This window comes from Vibrio sp. J2-4 (genome assembly GCF_021728155.1).
GTDB classification, from domain to species: Bacteria; Pseudomonadota; Gammaproteobacteria; order Enterobacterales; family Vibrionaceae; genus Vibrio; species Vibrio diabolicus.
In genome coordinates this window covers 267,576-287,054 of the sequence record NZ_JAKKCN010000005.1, presented here as the reverse complement: position 1 = coordinate 287,054, position 19,479 = coordinate 267,576, and the positions used below count along the sequence as shown (strand labels likewise).

General features: G+C 42.6%; 19 protein-coding genes, 1 pseudogene and 1 riboswitch. Of the genes and pseudogenes, 13 read left to right on the top strand and 7 right to left on the bottom strand.

Annotation, left to right across the window (positions count from 1 at the left end; genetic code table 11):
- Positions 1 to 115 precede the first annotated feature (115 nt).
- The 7 genes from L3V32_RS18605 (at position 116) to L3V32_RS18575 (ending at position 6,607) form a co-directional block, all read left to right on the top strand.
- Positions 116 to 508 carry a glycine zipper family protein gene (locus L3V32_RS18605; protein WP_065645081.1) on the top strand — a complete coding sequence of 131 codons (393 nt, stop codon included), beginning with the start codon at positions 116 to 118 and terminating at the stop codon, positions 506 to 508.
- 143 nt (positions 509 to 651) lie between these two features.
- The gene (locus L3V32_RS18600) at positions 652 to 1,008 is read left to right on the top strand and encodes a diacylglycerol kinase (protein WP_269469449.1); all 357 of its coding nucleotides are present in this window, start codon (positions 652 to 654) and stop codon (positions 1,006 to 1,008) included.
- A gap of 22 nt (positions 1,009 to 1,030) precedes the next feature.
- Entirely contained in the window at positions 1,031 to 2,686 is a 1,656-nt protein-coding gene (locus L3V32_RS18595) for a phosphoethanolamine transferase (RefSeq protein WP_237284886.1), read from the top strand.
- 123 nt (positions 2,687 to 2,809) lie between these two features.
- The gene (locus L3V32_RS18590) at positions 2,810 to 3,742 is read left to right on the top strand and encodes a Gfo/Idh/MocA family protein (protein WP_237284885.1); all 933 of its coding nucleotides are present in this window, start codon (positions 2,810 to 2,812) and stop codon (positions 3,740 to 3,742) included.
- 225 nt (positions 3,743 to 3,967) lie between these two features.
- Positions 3,968 to 4,399: a YccF domain-containing protein gene (locus tag L3V32_RS18585; protein ID WP_005373685.1), complete on the top strand. Its 432-nt coding sequence runs from the start codon at positions 3,968 to 3,970 to the stop codon at positions 4,397 to 4,399.
- Positions 4,400 to 5,032: 633 nt separating this feature from the next.
- A complete protein-coding gene (locus L3V32_RS18580; protein WP_006741201.1) occupies positions 5,033 to 5,371 on the top strand; it encodes a hypothetical protein in 339 nt (112 codons plus the stop codon).
- A 387-nt stretch (positions 5,372 to 5,758) separates the two neighbouring features.
- Positions 5,759 to 6,607 carry a patatin family protein gene (locus L3V32_RS18575; RefSeq protein ID WP_237284884.1) on the top strand — a complete coding sequence of 283 codons (849 nt, stop codon included), beginning with the start codon at positions 5,759 to 5,761 and terminating at the stop codon, positions 6,605 to 6,607.
- 143 nt (positions 6,608 to 6,750) lie between these two features.
- Here the strand turns inward: L3V32_RS18575 and L3V32_RS18570 are convergent, their stop codons facing one another.
- Positions 6,751 to 7,599, bottom strand: a complete 849-nt coding sequence (locus L3V32_RS18570) for a pirin family protein (protein WP_237284883.1) — start codon at positions 7,597 to 7,599, stop codon at positions 6,751 to 6,753.
- A gap of 391 nt (positions 7,600 to 7,990) precedes the next feature.
- Here L3V32_RS18570 and L3V32_RS18565 point away from each other — a divergent pair, with 391 nt between their 5' ends.
- The 5 genes from L3V32_RS18565 to L3V32_RS18545 all read left to right on the top strand — a co-directional run bounded on the left by L3V32_RS18565 (position 7,991) and on the right by L3V32_RS18545 (position 10,897).
- Entirely contained in the window at positions 7,991 to 8,200 is a 210-nt protein-coding gene (locus tag L3V32_RS18565) for a cold-shock protein (RefSeq protein WP_005396336.1), read from the top strand.
- A 240-nt stretch (positions 8,201 to 8,440) separates the two neighbouring features.
- A complete protein-coding gene (locus L3V32_RS18560) occupies positions 8,441 to 8,650 on the top strand; it encodes a hypothetical protein (RefSeq protein ID WP_237284882.1) in 210 nt (69 codons plus the stop codon).
- Between the two features lie 50 nt (positions 8,651 to 8,700).
- Entirely contained in the window at positions 8,701 to 8,841 is a 141-nt protein-coding gene (locus tag L3V32_RS18555) for a PA3496 family putative envelope integrity protein (protein WP_005396335.1), read from the top strand.
- A gap of 250 nt (positions 8,842 to 9,091) precedes the next feature.
- Positions 9,092 to 9,191, top strand: a riboswitch (purine riboswitch).
- A gap of 89 nt (positions 9,192 to 9,280) precedes the next feature.
- The gene (locus tag L3V32_RS18550) at positions 9,281 to 10,294 is read left to right on the top strand and encodes an adenosine deaminase (RefSeq protein ID WP_237284881.1); all 1,014 of its coding nucleotides are present in this window, start codon (positions 9,281 to 9,283) and stop codon (positions 10,292 to 10,294) included.
- Between the two features lie 129 nt (positions 10,295 to 10,423).
- Complete coding sequence (locus L3V32_RS18545; RefSeq protein ID WP_167427310.1) at positions 10,424 to 10,897, top strand: peroxiredoxin; 474 nt, start codon at positions 10,424 to 10,426, stop codon at positions 10,895 to 10,897.
- 50 nt (positions 10,898 to 10,947) lie between these two features.
- Here L3V32_RS18545 and L3V32_RS18540 read toward each other — a convergent pair whose 3' ends face one another.
- From L3V32_RS18540 to yghU, 3 genes are all read right to left on the bottom strand, one after another.
- The gene (locus tag L3V32_RS18540; protein WP_006741205.1) at positions 10,948 to 11,355 is read right to left on the bottom strand and encodes an SPOR domain-containing protein; all 408 of its coding nucleotides are present in this window, start codon (positions 11,353 to 11,355) and stop codon (positions 10,948 to 10,950) included.
- 214 nt (positions 11,356 to 11,569) lie between these two features.
- The gene (locus L3V32_RS18535) at positions 11,570 to 12,739 is read right to left on the bottom strand and encodes a D-alanyl-D-alanine carboxypeptidase family protein (protein WP_237284956.1); all 1,170 of its coding nucleotides are present in this window, start codon (positions 12,737 to 12,739) and stop codon (positions 11,570 to 11,572) included.
- A 1,197-nt stretch (positions 12,740 to 13,936) separates the two neighbouring features.
- Positions 13,937 to 14,794 (bottom strand): glutathione-dependent disulfide-bond oxidoreductase, encoded by an 858-nt coding sequence (gene yghU, locus L3V32_RS18530; protein WP_053807951.1) that lies wholly within the window; start codon positions 14,792 to 14,794, stop codon positions 13,937 to 13,939.
- A gap of 254 nt (positions 14,795 to 15,048) precedes the next feature.
- On the opposite strand from yghU, the pseudogene L3V32_RS26240 reads away from it, so the two are divergent.
- Positions 15,049 to 15,159: pseudogene (locus L3V32_RS26240) on the top strand (dihydrofolate reductase); the annotation flags it as partial.
- 79 nt (positions 15,160 to 15,238) lie between these two features.
- Here the strand turns inward: L3V32_RS26240 and L3V32_RS18525 are convergent.
- From L3V32_RS18525 to L3V32_RS18515, 3 genes are all read right to left on the bottom strand, one after another.
- Positions 15,239 to 16,693, bottom strand: a complete 1,455-nt coding sequence (locus L3V32_RS18525) for a sucrose-6-phosphate hydrolase (RefSeq protein WP_109168940.1) — start codon at positions 16,691 to 16,693, stop codon at positions 15,239 to 15,241.
- Between the two features lie 31 nt (positions 16,694 to 16,724).
- Complete coding sequence (locus L3V32_RS18520; protein WP_237284880.1) at positions 16,725 to 17,648, bottom strand: aminoimidazole riboside kinase; 924 nt, start codon at positions 17,646 to 17,648, stop codon at positions 16,725 to 16,727.
- 165 nt (positions 17,649 to 17,813) lie between these two features.
- A complete protein-coding gene (locus L3V32_RS18515; RefSeq protein ID WP_109168938.1) occupies positions 17,814 to 19,253 on the bottom strand; it encodes a sucrose-specific PTS transporter subunit IIBC in 1,440 nt (479 codons plus the stop codon).
- Positions 19,254 to 19,479 lie beyond the last annotated feature (226 nt).

Here is a 19,479-nt window from a genome sequence, read left to right as displayed (position 1 = left end):
TAACCTCTTTCCTCCTTTACAGAAGACGACACTTCAATACACTCCAGCGACAGAGCTCAGCAATAAAACAGTGTACATTTAATCCATAAATTCACAGAACAAATGGATAATACTCATGTACAAACCTTTTATTCTGGTTATGACGCTTGCCTCTACTCTTAGCGCTTGTACTTATAATCAAAAGCCTGTTGTCGACATGACTAATGTTGATCCTGCTAAATATGAACAAGATTTTCTTTATTGCCAAGGGTATGCGGAAAACGTAGACAAAACGGAAGCTGCAAAATCTGAAGCCGCGAATGGCGCAGTTACAGGTGCACTAATTGGGGCAGCAGCTGGTGCGCTGGAAAACGGGATAGGTGGAGCTGCTGTTGGTGCCGCTGCAGGCGGTACTGTTGGAGCAGGGGCCGGAGCGTTGAGTGGAAGCAATGACTCCACCAAGACACAATCTCTCGTACTGCGAAAATGCCTTCAGAATAAAGGCTATACCGTCTACGACCTTGATTAATTCAACTCTTTTTTCTTATTCAAACCCTATATCGTTGTGTGATGAATGCCATTCACAAATGTTTCACGCAAGAACGATTAGTCTCATTTCATCGTTTGGATAGATGCACAATCTAAATTATTAAGCTGTAGTAAGGTCATATTTTGAAGCCAGGAAAAACAGGTCTACGCCGTGTCATGGATGCGACCGGCTATTCATTTCAGGGATTGAAAGCCGCATGGAAATACGAAGCCGCCTTCAGACAAGAATTGATTCTAGCCTTAGTGCTTTCCGTCTGTGCTTTTTTCCTTCCAGTCACCACATTTGAAAGAGTACTGATGATCAGTAGCCTGTTATTGGTCCTGATCGTCGAACTTATTAATTCCGCCGTAGAAGCGATTGTCGACCGTGTTAGCGATGACTGGCACGAGCTCAGTGGTAGAGCCAAAGATATCGGCTCGGCTGCAGTATTTGTTGCGCTCACTCTTGCCCTTTTTGTTTGGGCTTCGTTCTTGCTCTAATTTTGATTCAAGACATTTACTTATGAAGACATATAATTTGCAACAAAAAGGTATCTCGTACGTTACCTTTACTTTCTTGTTGGCATTCTATTTCGCGCTGGTTGTAAATATTCCTATTTACAAAGAGCTGAATGGTATTTTTTCAAGCCTAGATAATGTCAAAATTGGTTTTATTATTACGATACCCATTTTCTTTCTTGCCGCGCTCAATTTCCTTTTTAACTTATTTAGTTGGCCTTGGGTTGGAAAGCCATTCTTTATTACTTTGCTCATAATTTCGAGTATGGTTAGCTACGCAAGTTACAACTATGGCACACTTTTCGATTCTGGAATGATTGCTAATATTGCTGAAACCGATTCGAGCGAGGCAAGCTCTTACCTGAGTACTTATTCTGTAATCTGGACGCTACTATTGGGGGGCGTCCCTGCGATGATTGTCTATAAGGTCAAGTTGCAATCTCAGCGCCACCAATTGCTGTATTTTTCTCTCACGAAGTTGGTGTCGATGTTGTCATCTCTTGCAGTAATTGCTGTTATTGCCAGTGTTTACTACCAAGACTATGCATCTGTCGGTCGCAATAACAGCTATCTGAAAAAAATCATTATTCCCACTCAATTCGTTTACAGCGCGACTGGGTATGTAAAGGAGAAATACTTCACCACGCCAGAGCCGTATCTCGAGATTGGAATCGATGCAAAGCAGTCAGATAGCGCAGTAAAGCAAGCACAGAACAAGCCGACACTACTGGTGTTTGTTGTCGGAGAAACCGCTCGAACACAGAACTACCAACTCAATGGCTATAAGCGAGAGACAAACCCTTACACCAGTAAGCTGGATGTGATTTCATTTCAAGAGGTTGCGTCTTGTGGCACTGCAACTGCAGTATCTGTGCCTTGCATGTTTTCTCAGCTCACGCGAAGCGAGTTTGAACGGACCAAGGCAGATAACCAAGATAATGCTCTCGACATCATGCAGCGCGCTGGAGTTGACCTCATCTGGAAAGAAAATGATGGCGGAGACAAAGAAGTCGCCCACAAGATCAAGAAAATTGAAGTGAACCGAAAGCAAGCAAGCCCTCTGTGTAACGGTCAAACCTGTTACGATATGGCGCTGTTAGATCACTTTGATCAAGAAGTTGCGGATATGCACGGCAATCGCGTTGTCGCCATGCACCTTATAGGAAGCCATGGTCCTACCTACTTCCAGCGTTATCCTAGAGACAAAGCGTTTTTCAAACCAGACTGCCCACGTGCAGATATAGAAAACTGTAGCGTCGAACAAATCGTGAATACGTACGACAATACGATACGCTACACTGATCTTGTGTTGGCAGAAACCATCAACAAACTCAAAGCATTAGAGTCTCAATATAATACCGCTCTCATCTACGTATCAGATCATGGTGAATCATTAGGCGAAAACGGATTGTTCTTACATGGCATGCCTTACGGCCTTGCGCCAGACTTCCAAAAACGTGTTCCTTTGCTCATGTGGCTATCTTCCGGCTTTAAGCAAGTGAAACAAATAAACACCGACTGTTTGTCGAATGAAGCGCAAAAGGCAGGCCAGTACTCACATGATAACGTGTTCCACTCTTTATTAGGCGTTATGGATGTACAAACCCAAGCCTACGACGGCAAGTTGGATATATTCAAAGATTGCCGCACGACTTCCTAAGTGGACCAACAAAGCCTGACTCAAAATGTGAGTCAGGCTCTTTTCTAACAAGGCATTTAAACTCATCAGCTTGCCAAGCGTTATACTACAACCTGCCATCCATACATCGAAATAAGGACTAGGATGAAAATTGGTATTATTGGTTTAGGAGATATTGCTCAGAAAGCATACCTTCCCGTTATCACTCAGCTTCCAAATATCGAACTTGTATTTTGTACCCGCAACGCAAATGCACTTGAGAGTCTGGCTAAGCAATATCGAATCTCAGAGACCTGTCAAGACTACCAGCAGCTTCTGCACTTTGGCGTAGATGCTGTCATGATTCATGCGGCAACAAGCGTACATCCTCAAATCGCAGCATTCTTTTTGCAACATGGAATCCCAACCTTTGTCGACAAACCATTAGCGGACAATGCTGATGACGTGGAAAAACTGTACGATATTGCCGAAAAAGAAAAACAACCACTTTATGTGGGCTTCAACCGACGTCATATTCCGCTTTACAACCAACACATGCCAGAGGTACAGCAAGGCAACATTTCTGACCTAAAATCGCTACGCTGGGAAAAGAACCGTCACCAACTACCAGGCGATATTCGTACCTTTATATTTGATGATTTTATTCACCCATTAGACAGTATTAACGTGACAGCCAAGACCGATTTAAAAGAGGCTTACATAACGCATCAACTTGAGGGTGCCCAATTGGCGCGTTTAGACATTCAGTGGCAACACGGAGATACTTTACTCCACGCTTCGATGAATCGTCACTTCGGTGTGACTATGGAGCGCGTTCAAGCTTGTTATGCTAACAAAGCAGTGGAATTCGACTCTTTCGTTGAAGGGAAACGATGGCACGCGAACCAAGAGCAAAAAATCAATTTGAAAGATTGGACGCCAATGCTGACGAGCAAAGGCTTCCATGCGATGTTGCTCGACTGGTTTAACGTCGTTGAATCTGGAAAAATCGCTAGTGAAGTAGTGAAACGCAACATTGCTAGCCATCAGTTAGCAGAGCAAATTTGTCAATATATCGAGAAAGTTACCTCTAGGTAGCTTAATTCTTGGCTATGTGCTTAATCGAGTATTACGCTCTATACTAAAACAAACGTAGCTTCAGAGAGTCATTCATTCTCTGTTAATACTTATGCGGCTATTCTATCAAGCAAGTGAATGAGGGAACGGCTCACGTTCATTAACGGATCGGTTGGTGGTTTTAGTTTTACATTACGATCCCCCTCAGGAACCAGCATCATCACATTCAAGAGTAAAGGAAATAGAATGAGAACACTCGGTAACATCATTTGGTTTGTATTTGGTGGCGTATTTATGGGGTTGCTATGGTGGTTTTTCGGTATCTTAGCCTTTATTAGCATCATCGGAATACCTTGGGGGCGTGCGTGTATCGTTATGGGTAATTTTTCCTTTTTCCCATTCGGAAAAGAAGCCATTTCACGCGATGAATTGACCAATGAAATGGACATTGGTACGAGCCCTCTAGGCGTTATCGGTAACGTCCTTTGGTTTGTCTTTGCAGGTCTTTGGTTGGCAATCGGTCACGTACTTTCCGCCGCAGCGTGTTTTGTAACCATCATTGGTATTCCGTTTGCACTCCAACACCTGAAGCTTGCGGTTATTTCACTCGCACCAATTGGTAAAACGGTTGTGTCGTCAGAAGAAGCTGCAATGGCTCGGTACAATATCAACCGCTAACAAACAGCCAGTATACTTTCTATCCTCTGGGCCGTCGTGCTCAGAGGGCAACTCCCGTCAAAAGTAAGCCTATTATCGCTATCGCATATTCAATAATGGTTGATTGTATATCCATACCGTCACCTTTAAGTTGAAGTTCACCCTAGCTCTGTACTACTTTACTTTTTATTAATCAATGGATTAGCTTAACTCTCCAAGCTCACCCACGCTCAAAAATAAGTATTATTTCTGCTCCTCCAAATTGAGTTCATTTACGAAAAGTCGAACTATAAGCATAGTTGATATTAATGATTTTTGACGATAAATAACTCACACCAATCCAGCGATAGTTCCAGCGTTTACTTTTTCTCAGTAAACGCAAGCCGTTACGAAAGCAGGTTTCTTCCCGATCAAAGCCACCACTTCGCATCACTATCGCTTTTCTTTGAAAGGCAACAAATATTCGTTGTTATCTTGAGTAAATTATTTTGTTTGTCGCATTTAAGTTCAATCAATATTATTCGCGACATCAGAGAAATAGATCATTGAGCTCCTTAGCATTTATCACAGACATAGAACGTAAAGCCCCTTTTTTTGCTCGTTTTTCTTTTTACAAATGTTCTAACTCAACGTCTATTCAGACAGGAATACACCGTGGATAAATATCAAGCTGCTTATGCCAAACGCCTAGAGAAGTTAAAGGGTAATCAATCTCCAAAAACGATAGCCCGTCTTTCGGCTTGGGAGGCATTTCTAAACAAAGAGTACGAACTCCAAGACTTAGAATACCAACTATCAGACGCAGCACACCTACACTATGAACAATCTCATGTGAAAAATGATATTTCTTTTAAGGCGTTCAAGCGGGCGTTCTATAACGAATCCATCAAAATCTACAACCTAACCGATGGCGCCTCTATACAGAAAGTATTCACTCCGCTGCTCGCATTAACGACAGTTTGGGTGCTATTTATCTGCTTTTTTGACAAGTGATCATCACTTTTATTAGAACAATAAACTTAGGGCGCTTGCATCATGATTCAAAACGATAACCAGACGCACAACGCCCCACTTAAATATAAAAAAGGAGTTTGATCTTGTATGTCTAAGATGACACTTCTTTTAATTACAACAACGATCAGTATCGGAATTACAGGCGCCGCTTTCTGTGTGGGAGTGACATATTTATTCAGTGCGCTTTCACTAAATGAGCTGCTCAATAACCTGTAACCCCCTAGGCTTAATATGAAAAGGGCATCCATCGATGCCCTTTTCTTTTACTTAAGGAGATGCCCTAGCACTTAGGGCCACTTGGGTATAAAACTGTTATGCGTTAAGCTGCATTCTATTCATCCAATAGGTAAAGAATGGAACACAGTGATGGAACAAGTAGGAGATCGAGCGTTGATTGTCGAAGGTGGTGCAATGCGAGGTGTATTTTCTTGCGGCATACTCGATCATTTTCTCGCTAACGATTTCTCTCCATTTGATAGCTTTTGGGGCGTATCGGCGGGCGCAAGTAACTTGGCGGCGTATTTAGCTAAAATGCCCGGGCGCAACTTAAAAATCTATCTCGATTACAGTTTAAGGAAAGAATTCATCTCACCATCTCAGATTCTACGTGGTGGTGATATGATGAACTTAGATTGGATGTGGGACGTCACTCTCGAAGAGCTTGGCATCGACAAGTCCACACTAAAAGCGGATTCGAGACCTTTCTTTTTAGGCGTAACACGTCAAGACAATGGCGAAGCCGAGTACCATACTCCTAATATCGACGAGCTCGCAGAAACAATGAAAGCCAGCAGCGCGCTTCCCGTACTTTACCGAAATGGTGTCTTACTGAACGGCACCCGATACGTTGATGGTGGGGTTTCTGATGCCCTTCCTGTCGCAGAAGCAATAAAGCGAGGAGCCAAAAAGATTATGGTTTTACGCAGCCAACCCTCCAGCTATCAAAAGCCGAAAGGAAAGTTCAGCGCGCTAACCAAACGGATGTTGAAAAAAACGCCAGGATTAATTGAGCCGATGTTGACGCGTGAAGTTCGCTACAATCAAACTTTAGCACTGATCGACAATCCACCATCGGGAGTCGAAATCATCCAAGTGTGTCCTCCCGAATCATTTAAATTAAAACGATTGAGTCGCTCGCCAGTACCATTGCGTCAAGCTTATGAGTTAGGTATTGAAGCAGGAAAAGAAGCCATCATGCGATGGAATCAGAAGTAGAAAAAAGCCACGTGGATTAGACGTGGCTAACGCAAATTCGATGGCAGTGGATTATCGTATTTGCTTCTGGTCGAGCCCAATAGTCAGGCTCAAAATTGTTGATAACTACGCTACTCACAGAAAAGTAAGTTAGGATGTTGACGCTAGTAGGTTTCAAAAAATCCTGAATTGTAATCTTGGATTGCTTGTTCTATTTCTTCCATGCTATTCATTACAAAAGGGCCATAGTGAACCACTGGTTCATTGATTGGTTCGCCAATAAAAATCAGAGCACCACTCTCCTTTTCGGCTTGTAATTCAACCCATTCACCTTTCGATAGAATCGCCATTTCGCCTTGATTGATCTCACGATCTTTTACCTGAATACGACCTTTATAAACGTAGAGCATCATGTTGTGGTCTTGCTCCGTGGTCAAATTCAAAGCTTGTCCAACCATCGCTCTCCAATCGGCCACCGTGGCAGCAACACCTGTTTCTGTTAGAGGCCCCTGAATACGTTCGTTGTCTATAGTCAGATGACCAGCAATCAAGCGAACAACACCCGAGCTTTGAGTTTCGAATTCCGTTATCGTTTCAGGTTGAAAGTCATGATATTGAGCCGGTGCCATCTTATTTTTCGCAGGCTGGTTTATCCAAATTTGGAAACCATGCAATTCACCTTCCTGCATAATAGGCATCTCACTATGAATGACGCCTCTTCCTGCCGCCATCCATTGAGCGCCACCAGAACGAAGCTCACCAACATTATCCATGTGGTCACGATGCTGGAAATGACCTTTCAACATATAAGTAAGCGTCTCGATGCCGCGATGCGGATGAGGAGGAAAGCCACCCACATAATCAGCACGGTCGTCAGACTTAAGTTCATCCATCATCAAAAATGGAGAAAAACTCGCATTATTAAACCCTGCTACTCGACGAATTTTCACTCCGTCACCATCAGCAGTGGGTTGTGATTGAATAAGCTGACGAATTTCTCTGAATGTGCTCATACTATTTCTCCTCGTTTACCTTTGTGGCCGCTTGCAAACCGCATGTTCAGCCATGGTTATCGATATGGTTCTATTTTAGATTGAAGAAAAATAATCATGAGCCTTGCTATTTGAGCTACTTATTCAAATTTTTCGAACAGCCCACTAATCCAAGCTGTCGAAATATATTTAAAAATAAGTGTAGCTATTTCCTAAACAAGGTGTATAGTAGGCCTTGGCTCTTAGAAGAGAGCTGTTAATGCAACATTTAGTTTAAGTTTCCTCTCAGTAAAATCTTGAATCCCCCAATTCAGACACCTGCGTACAACTTCCTCTTGATTGAACATTCAATAGCTTAGAAAAGATCCACAAAACAAATTCAAATTTTAATGTTTAATTCAAAGGTATTTTTATGTCTAAAGTAAACGGCTCAGTAAAATGGTTTAACGAAACTAAAGGCTTTGGCTTCCTATCTCAAGACAACGGTGGTCAAGATGTATTCGTACACTTCAACGCTATCGTTTCTGACGGTTTCAAAACACTGACTGAAGGTCAGAAAGTAAGCTTCAACGTAGAGCAAGGTAAAAAAGGTCCTCAAGCGACTGAAGTAACTCCTCTATAAGACTGCTTTTCTTGGTGTAGCATGCCCATGCTGCACCAAATCTCTCTCCTTCAAAAATATTCTCACTTTAATCACTCAGCTTAATATCAGGCATTGCTTTGTGCTACCTAAAATAAATAGGATAGCACTGCTTAATTTATTATTTATAGGAAAAATCATGTCCTCAAAAAGAACAGGCCGTCAAAGGCATTGGTATCAATTACTTAACAAAGACAAAATCACTAAGAAACAGGAGAATAAATGTTAGAAATTGAATTTAATCTAGAACAACCTCACACCTCTTGGAACGCTAAAATACATCAATTAAATGGTGATATTTTACGAAGGCACGTATTACCTAAGCTTCATTCTTATAGCTACATGATCTATTTTGAATATTGTGAGAAAACGCAATCTGGAACTATTCTCTGTGATTCAGGTTCAAAGTTAGGAAGTTTTACTGTTAACTAATTCAGTTTTCATGCATTAATGAATGATGCAACTAATTTGGAAGGTATCCAATGGCTAGAAAAAGTAAGAAGCAAGCAGAAAAAGACAAAAAAGAGTCTGAGCAAAATGCGGCGGCGGTAAAACAAAAAACGCGACGCCGTATAGAAGACATTATGGAACAAAGAGAATTTGACAAGTTATTTGATCTATAAGCTATCCTTGACTCTTTCAATTCTCTCTCTGCTCCATCGTTGTGCAAGGTACCGCCACCTACCTTTGCTCAAACGAAGCCTCACTCTTTTTCCTCACTTATAACAACACGATAAGCCTCGTTCACGCTTAAAAGCCAATTTGCTCCTCTATACCCAAGTGACTTATACGGTTGCCAGTTACTTTTCTTAGAAAAACCCTTCGACTACTGACAACTAGGTTATTTGCGTATAGCCAAATTGAGAATTTTGCGTATAATCGCCTCGTTTGCTTCGTATAACCCCAATGATATGGTTTGGGGGTCTCTACCAGTTCCCGCAAAGTGCTGATTACGAAGAGTTGAGATCATCGTGGGTCTTACTCTTTGTGATAGCGTTCGATTTATTCTTATCTATACCTATTCTTAGAGTAACTGCATCCAGAATACACATAAGGTGGAATATGAACGCATTTATTCAAGGTCTTCCAAAAGTAGAGCTGCACTTACATATCGAAGGTTCACTTGAACCAGAACTTCTCTTCAAGTTAGCACAACGAAACGGTATCGACATTCCTTACTCTTCTCCGAGTGAACTACGCAGCGCGTATCAGTTCGAAGACTTACAGTCATTCCTTGACCTTTATTACCAAGGGGCGGATGTTTTGCGTACAGAGCAAGACTTTTACGATCTCACTTGGGAATACTTACTGCACTGTAAAGCGGATAACGTTATTCATACCGAAATCTTTTTTGACCCACAAACGCATACAGAGCGCGGTATTGACTTTGACACCGTTATCCACGGGATCGCCCGCGCACTACAAGATGGGCACGAGAAGCTCGGCATTACTTCACAAATCATTGCGTGTTTCCTCCGTCACCTTTCAGAAGAAAGCGCTATGGAGACTCTGCAAGCCGTTCTGAAACACCGTGATAAGATCATCGGTGTCGGTCTAGATTCTTCAGAACAAGGCCATCCACCAGCTAAGTTCAAACGAGTATTTAAACAAGCGGTAGAAGCAGGCTTACTGACTGTTGCTCATGCAGGTGAAGAAGGCCCCGCACAAAATATTACCGATGCAATTGAAATGCTTCACGTCAGCCGCGTGGATCATGGTGTTCGCTGTGTTGAGAATGAAGCATTAGTCGAGTCGTTAATTGAAAGCAAAATGCCACTAACGGTATGTCCATTATCGAACCTTAAATTGTGTGTATTTGACGATATGAAAGATCACAATATTGTCGAGCTACTGCGCAAAGGTGTCGCTGTGACGATTAATTCGGACGATCCGGTATACTTTGGTGGTTACATGACAGATAACTTTTTAGCCGTCAACAACGCACACCCAATGAGTAAGAATGAACTAGCTCAATTCACAATGAATGCGATTGATGCTAGCTTCATCGATAATGAGTTGAAAGCGAAGTATCGCCATCTCGTTAGTCAATACGTAAGTCAGCATGAAGCGTTGTAATAAAGCCATCAGTGCTACATCTTAGGTCAAACACTTAGGTGTTAAAACCTTACAAAAGCTCTGTGGTTAACCGCATTTATAAGCGCTAGACTGAGAAAGCTAAACTAGCACACAAAAAGGAATAAAATCATGATTCAACAAGGCCAAGCTCTACCAGTTGCGACTCTAAGCGAATTGACTGCCAATGGTATGGTTAACCACGACGTTACTGAGCTGTTTGCAAACAAGAAAGTCGTACTCTTCGCTGTACCTGGCGCATTCACCCCAACGTGCTCGGAAGCTCACCTACCAGGCTATGTGGTATTAGCCGACGAGTTGAAGGCAAAAGGTGTTGATTTAATTGCGTGTGTTTCTGTAAACGATGCATTTGTGATGCAAGCTTGGGGCGAAGCTCAAAACGCTTCAGAAATCCTGATGTTGGGTGATGGCGACGCAAGCTTTACTAAAGCATTGGGTCTTGAAATGGATACCGGCGGCTTTGGTGGTATTCGCTCACAACGCTACGCCATGATCATTGAAAACGGCATTGTGACCAAACTTAACGTTGAAGAACCAAAAGAGTTTGAAGCAAGCAAAGCAGAAACGATTTTAGCGGCGCTTTAAGCTTACCCTTAGATACAAAAACGGAAGCCATCGCTTCCGTTTTTTGTTGGCTAACGCATTCTCACAACACTCGTTTGTTGCTTACGCTGCATTTCCGCAAAAGTCAGCACAAATGGGGATGATTGCTTTACGCGGCTCGGCAGTGAAGAAAGCGCATTGTAGGCATCCTGTTTCGTTTTAAAATCGCCAACAGTTACCGTATACCAACGCGTGCCTCGGCTGTTTTTCCAGTTAACCCAAACCGGATGCTTAGGATCGATATAACGAATGTAATCTTTCACATCTTTTTCTTGCTTTAGCGCGAGTACCTGCATCGTGTAATGGTTTGGGTTTAAATAACCATACGCATCCTGAGAGGTCATTACTCCAACACATTGGCCACTATCGACCTGCTGCTGGTAAGGCATAGCGCAGCCCATGAGCGATAAAATCAATGTCAAAGATAAAATCTTGTGCACGTGTCACTCCATTTTTGTTCTAGTTTCTTTTCTCTCGCACTCAAAAACACAAAAACGCTTCTAATTAGGCGAAAATAGACCCATACGAGAAGGTTCGATGTTTTAGCGCAACGAGTATTCCAAAAAAGTAAGGCGACCACGTTGGCCGCCTTAGTAAATTGATTTAATAGAACAATAACAAGATAGAGTGATAATGGCAGAAGTTAGCTGTTTTTTAGAGCCAACTCGCGACCAATTGCTTAAACCAGTCTAAAATTCGCTTGAATAAGCTGCCTTCTTCCACTGATTCCAACGCAACAAGTTCGGCTTCATTCACAACTTTACCTTCGACTTTGTAAAGCACTTTACCAACCACTTGTTGTTGAGAAATTGGCGCTACCAAATCGCCATTATATTCAACTTCAGCTTGTAGCTTGTTCACATCCCCTTTTGGTAAAGTGAGATAAACGTCATTGGCAACGCCTACTTTAAGCTCATCTTGTTCGCCCATCCAAATTCGAGCGTTCGCAACTTCCGTTCCTGCCTCGGTTGGCATTACCGTATCGTAAAAGCGGAAGCCATAACTTAACAATTGCTTGCTTTCGGATTCACGGATATTCTCACTTTTCGCTCCCATTACAACAGCAATCAAACGCATATCACCTTGAGTCGCTGAAGTCGCTAGACTATAACCAGCACCGCTTGTATAACCAGTTTTCATGCCATCGACATTCATACTGCGATCACGAAGCAAGCCATTGCGGTTATATTGCGTAATGCCGTTGTAGGTAAACGAGGTTTCGCTATACAGTGGGTAGATATCAGGTAAGTCACGAATAATCGCTTGGCCCAACTTGGCAATATCATAAGGTGTCGAATATAAACCGTCACTGTCTAGGCCGTGAGGGTTGGTGAATGCCGTGTTAGACAATTCAAGCTTAGCGGCCCAACTATTCATCAAACTCACAAACCCTGATTCACTTCCCGCAACATGCTCAGCAATAGCGACACTGGCATCGTTACCAGATTGAACAATCAGACCACGGTATAAGTCAGACAAAGAAACGGAAGTATTGACTTCAATAAACATTTTTGAAGAATCTGGGAAGTTTTTTGCCCAAGCATTTCGGCTAATGACGACCTCATCATCCAAAGTAATATTACCTGCGTTAATTTCTTGACCAGCCACATAAGCCGTCATTAACTTCGTTAAGCTCGCAGGATTTAGCCGTTTATGTGCATCACGTTCAACCAGCACTTTCCCAGTGTGAAAGTCCATCAAAACATAGCCACGAGAACTGAGTTCCGGTGCATTTGGCACAACCGTTGGTGCTGCATAAGCCAACGAAGATACAGCAGCGAACCCTGTAATTAACACTGTGTTTAATATAGTACTTTTTCTCATCATGACATCTTATCTTAGTAGCATTTAAGGCTTACAAACGGTACCCGAATGAATTCAAAGCGCAGGGTTACCTAGGTAAAGAGCGAGTATATTGAAACGGCGCTCAGTTACAGCCACCTTGTTACGATTAGTTACTTTTACTCAATGTTTGTCGAGAATAATGAGAGGTAGGTAGAGCTTTCGTCTAGAAAGATGAGACAAGAGGCGAGAAATCATGCCGTTATGCTATGTAATTAGTGTTCAGAGAAAAAACCGTACAAGCCAGATCTAAAACTAAGCTTGTACGGGAAAAGATAGCTAAAAATTTTATCACTATCTAACTAGGGGCAACTAAGAAAATCTACAATTCAATTAATAATCCGAACTAATAATTGACTAACCAATGCTCTATCTCGGTCATAACAACATAATAATTTATTGTCAGAATTTCAGATAAAAATAAAAATTTAATTTATATATAACCTAAATATTATCTATTACTAAACAGGAGAAAAGTATAATTTCCCTTTCTTAAAACTAAGGGAGGCTTTTTTCGATGCCTTTGAGTTTGTATCGTCATCAGTAAACTGAGTGTAACAATGAGGGATAAGGCATCCGGCTTTAGCGCGAAAAGATAAGCCACTGTTATTTAAGTTCACTCTCTGCTTTTTTATCACTAAAGACTTTAAATTTCGGTTACCTTCAGTTTGTATAGCAATTCTTTCACGTACCCCAACCCAGTACGACTCAAACGACGACATTATACATATCCTCTTTCATGGTATAAGCAGTTGTAATTAAACATTGCTCAAAGCTAGATGTAGAATTCAGTAAATTATTTAAATTTTATTTATCTATAAATTTTGATTTAAATAGATTAACCCGCACATTCCACACAAAATAAAAGGTTATGTCAAAGATTAATTATCATTAAGTTTATTTATATTAGATATAAAATTAAGTTATAAATTTAAGGTTATCTAAAGTATAAATTTTTAGAATGTCATCAGCTAATAGTTAATAGAAATGCAGAGGGCTTGTTGAATATGAAAACGACAAATAGAAGCAAAGAACCATCTATAGATTGAATAATCTTCAACGGGGTTACAATTCAAATAAAAGTAGCGCATCTAGTAAGATGCGCTATGGATTTGATCAGTTTTGGAGTATGAGTTCGGATGAAAACAAACTTACTTGAAGTGACTGAGCCAAGTTTGCTTATGGTTTAAGCTTCAATACCTTATCAATATCTTCTGCGCTGTGACGTTCAGGTAACTGCTCCCACTCTTCTCCCCATGAGCGATTCACAATACGACCACGCTGGACAGCTTCTCGCTCATCAATCGCTTTCGCCCAACGCACAACGTTTTTATAGCTTTCTACGTCTAAGAATTCAGCCGCATCGTAAGCACGACCCAGTACAAGGTTGCCGTACCATGGCCATGTTGCGATATCAGCGATACTGTAATCATCGCCACCTAGGAATTCATTGTTTGCGAGGCGCTTGTCTAATACATCTAACTGACGTTTTGCTTCCATTGTAAAACGGTTGATTGGGTACTCGAACTTCTCTGGTGCGTACGCGTAGAAGTGACCAAAACCACCGCCTAGGTATGGCGCAGAACCTTGCAGCCAGAACAACCAGTTCATCACTTCAGCACGCTTTGCGCCCTCTTTTGGTAGAAAGTGACCAAACTTCTCTGCTAGGTAGAATAGGATGTTACCTGATTCAAACACGTTCACTGGCTCAGAACCTGAACGGTCAACTAGGGCCGGAATTTTCGAGTTCGGGTTCACAGCAACAAAACCAGAACCAAACTGGTCGCCGTCACCAATCTTGATCAGGTATGCATCATATTCTGCTTCTTTTACGCCTGCCGCCAGAAGCTCTTCAAACATGATCGTTACTTTCTGGCCGTTTGGAGTCCCCATGGAATAAAGTTGGAATGGGTGTTCCCCAACAGGCAATTCTTGCTCATGACGAGCGCCTGAGTCCGGGCGGTTAATGCTCGCCCACTGGCCACCGTTTTCGTTATCGTTTGTCCAAACTTTTGGTGGAATGTATTCGTTAGCCATTGTTATCCCTTATTGTGTTTGAATGCATTATCAAACTGGCAAACTCAGTGCGCCAGCAAGCATGATGAAGTAACCCACCGCATTCGATAAATGGGCATACCCAAGATATTAGGCCGGAATCTTCAAATAAAAGTCCTGACCTTTCACTTAATTAGAACCTTTGGTTATGGGATTTTCTTTCACGCTATAAGGAAAAACGTTGTGTTAATGTGAGTTAGGTTCGAGATGCTAACAATAATGAGTAAGCCCAACTCGGCGGCGCACCTCTGTTTGGTGATTTAGAACAACCGCTTAACTTTACAGTCACTAAGAGCGAAGTAGTGTTAGATACTTTGGTTCAGAAGACTTACGTACGTGAAAGATAGTTAGGTTAGATAGTTAAAAAGAAAAACGCCCTTCACTGAGTCAATGAAGGGCGTTTTAATATCTTTGTAATCGAAACCGTTACTTAGCTGATTCAAACAAACCAGTGATGCCTTTCAAAGGGAAAAGCCTTGCTTGCTCCAACCCTTTCAACGTTACCTTATTGAGGTCGTCAATAAAGAAACGACTGGTCATCGTGTGTTTGCCACCATTAATAAAAATCTCGATGACAGAGTTGTCGATATATATATCAATCGTCTGCTTAGCATCCAATCTTGGTGCTTTTCGAATGCCACCAAATTCTTCTGCGTACAAATGAGACATGTAACGACGGTCCAGCATAAACTCGTGCTCTGTCGCACTAAAGACGATGTTGTCACCTTTGAGGTTACTCAGCTCAAGTTCAAAGCCATCGCCCTCAAGGTCTAATTGGATCAAACAATTGGTGCTTTCCAGTGTATGGGATTGTGCAAAGACCACCTCTTCTTTTCTCAAACTCTTCAGCTCAGGGAGTGGAGTTTGAACAAGAAAACCATCTTTCAACGTTAGTTCTCTAGGAAGAGACAACATTCCTGCCCACTGGTGTGTGACCGATGGCGTGTCGATTTCTGGCAACCCTATCCATGCAATAAGAATGCGACGCCCACTCTCATCTAAATAGGTTTGTGGGGCGTAGAAATCAAACCCATAATCTGGCTGTAAAATATCTTGGTGGTTTTCTAAAGTCATCGACTCTAGGTTCAACTGATCACCCACGATATACGCGACAGAATAGATGTTTTTGAAATCATAAGGATTACTACTGCTCACGCCCTGTGGCGAAAACAACATCACCGACTGACCATTAATCTCAAAGAAATCAGGACACTCCCACATGTACCCAAGGTCAGAAAACTTGGTCTTGATAGGACCTTTATGCTGCCACGTTTTCAAATCTTTGCTTTGATAGAGCGCCATTGAGCCATGCTCGGTTTTGGTTTGAGCACCCACCACCATCAAATAGTCGTCGCCTTTCTTCCAAACTTTTGGGTCACGAAAGTGCTCCGTGTAATGTTCGTTCTCAATGACTACACCGTGCTTTTCAATGCTGCCGTCTGAATCCATGGTGGCAAAACACTGTGTTGGGATTCGATTCCAGTTTTGGTCACGCTTGTTGCCAGTAAAAAATAGCAAAACCTGGTTGTTTTCCACCAAAGCGCCGCCCGAATAGACACCATGTGAATCGTAGTCTTGGTCAGGATGAAGACCCACGCCATGATCAGTAAAATGGATGAAGTCTTTAGTAGAAAGGTGATACCAATACTTCATTCCATGGACTGGTCCCACAGGCGTCCACTGGTAAAAGATGTGGTGCTCACCATTGAAATAGCACAGCCCATTTGGGTCATTTAACAGCCCAAATTTAGGGGCGATATGAAAACTAGGAAAGCCTTTATCTTGCTGACGTGAAAGTGTCATTTCTTCGATATCACACTGAGGGATTTGCTCAAGTCGGCGATATCTTTGCTCTACAGTCCAACGGTTGTTTAAGCTCATAATTTTTCTCAACTGAAATTGGATCTGAAGATCATTGCCCAATAAATCGGAGCAATTCTGTCTGGGTCGGAAGCGCGGTCATTGCGCCTTTTTGCGTCGTCGCTAATGCACCACAGCCATTTGCCCATTGAATCGCAGAGCTAACAACAGGATGATTTTTCCAATCGGCATGCCGAGACAGACATGCCAGTAGCCCTCCGACAAAAGCATCACCCGCACCTGTGGTATCAATCGGACTAACGACTTGACCAGTGATCAGCTCACTCTGGCTTTCAAAGACGCGCCAAACGCCTTTCGCACCTTGTGTCACCAAGACCAAAGCAATATTCAAAGCGGCTATTTGTTGTAAACCCTGTGCTATCGAAGTTGAGTCAGTTAAGAACAAAAGCTCTTCTTCAGAGAACTTAACCACGTCAGCCATCGCTACAGCCTTCATCACGACAGCTTGGATTTCTGATTGATCTTGCCACACTTCATCACGCAAGTTAGGGTCAAAGCTAATGAAACCACCAGCGGCTTTTGCTCTTTTGATCGCCTCAAATGTGCTGCTTCGACTTGGCTCATTTGCCAGTGAAATCGAGCAAACATGTAGCCAGTCACCTTGCTTAAAGTTTGGGATGTCTTCAACAGACATAAACTGATCAGCGCTCGGTTTTACCATAAATGTAAAGCTGCGTTCACCTTGTTCGTCTAAATCCACCACCACTGTTGATGTTCTTTGCTCAGGGTCTTTAACGAGAAACTCCGTGCTCACGCCCTCTTGATCGAGCGTTGATTGCATGAAGCGACCAAATGGGTCATCACCCACACGTCCAAAAAACGCACTCTTACCAGATAGACGAGCAATTGCTACGGCGACATTCGCTGGTGCACCTCCGGGACATTTGAGTAAAGAAGTCTCAGATTCCGGTATTAGATCGACAACAGCATCACCAGTTACCCACACTTGATTCATCTTGCTTACCTTAAAATTAAAGCCCTGATAGTCCAACGTGTTGAACACCTTCACTACCAAGTAAAAATTGAAAAAGGCTAGCCAAGCCATTAGTGCTTGGCTAGCACCCCAAACATTTAGGAAAAGAAGTGGATTTTGGGGGACTCCACCCTTAAGGAGTTCAGATTAAGCCGTTGCTTTTTTACCGACTTTAGCGCGGTCACGCATACCAAGAACAATGGTGAGAACAAATGCGGTCAAGAACGCGATCACCATACCCGCGATGTAGTAACCAATCTTATCCGGCGTGATGGAAATGATGCCTGGAAGACCAGCTGCCCCTAATGCCTGAGCTTTCACATTAAACATTGTGATGAACGCACTTGATAACGCCGCAGCGCAAACTGCCGCAATAAATGGGTAACGTAGTTTTAAGTTAACACCAAACATGGCTGGTTCTGTAATACCCAGCAAACCCGTGACACCCGATGGAATCGCAATACCTTTCATCTTCTTATCTTTACTCATCACGCCCACCGCCAACGCTGCAGCACCTTGAGAAACGTTAGACATAGCCGCAATAGGAAAGATAAAGGTGCCGCCTGTTGTCGCAATATCCGCAAGAAGTTGCGTTTCAATCGCAATGAAGCTGTGATGCATACCAGTAATAACAAACGGAGCATAGATAAGACCAAATACCGCACCACCAACAAAGCCAGCTGTGTTGTATAGCCAGTTCAGACCATCACCCAATAGGAAACCGATATCACGCGTGAATGGACCGACGACAGTAAACGTCAATAAACCCGCTATGAAAATCGCCAGTAATGGCGTTAAAAGGTTGTCTAAAACAGAAGGTATGACTTTACGTAAGCCTAGCTCAACCTTCGCAAGAATGAATGCCGATACCAAAACTGGTAACACTGAACCTTGGTAACCCACTTTTTGGATTTCAAAACCAAGAATATTCCAAACCGGAATGTTTCCAGACACAGATGCGCCGCCGAATCCCCAACCATTCAGCAAGTCAGGGTGAACCATCAACATACCTAGCGCTGCCCCTAAATATGGGTTGCCGCCAAACTTCTTGCTGGCTGAAAATGCCAACAGGATAGGCAGGTAAACAAACGGCGCGTTTGCAAACGTGTTGATCATGTTCGCCAAGTCAGTCAGTCCTGGATTGGCCTCAATCAAGGATTTGCCATCAATAAACAAGCCTTGGGCAGTCAGTAGGTTGTAAATACCCATCAACAAACCGCCAGCGACGATTGCTGGAATGATTGGGACGAAAATATCAGACAGCCCTTTCACCGCGCGCTGAACGATGTTTTGTTTCTCTGCGCCAGCAGACGCAACGTCGTTGGTGGACATTTCACTCATCCCCGTCAACTTCGCCATTTCTGCATAAACTTGGTTTACGATGCCTGATCCAAAAATGATTTGGTACTGACCCGCAACTTTGAACTGCCCTTTTACCCCTTCAAGGTTATCAATCGCTTGTTCATCTATTTTTTGCTCATCTGCAACGGCAAGGCGTAAGCGTGTCGCACAATGTGCAAGTGCGGTGATGTTGCTTTTACCACCTAATAGAGTTAACAACTCTTTTGCTACTGCCGGATAATTCATTTCATACCCCATTGGATTATTATCTGAGCTTGCGAAATTTTCGGGAACGTTTGCAAAACAGATTTTTGCTCAATAAAACCAAATGATCAAAGATAAAGCAGAGAGAATGTGAGAATGATCGTCAAATTCTCTCCCTAAGAGCAGTATAGGAGGTTAGAATCGCTACTTATCAAAGAGCCTTTCATCTTCTCTTTGCAAACAATCCCAAAAACGAAAAACAGAATGG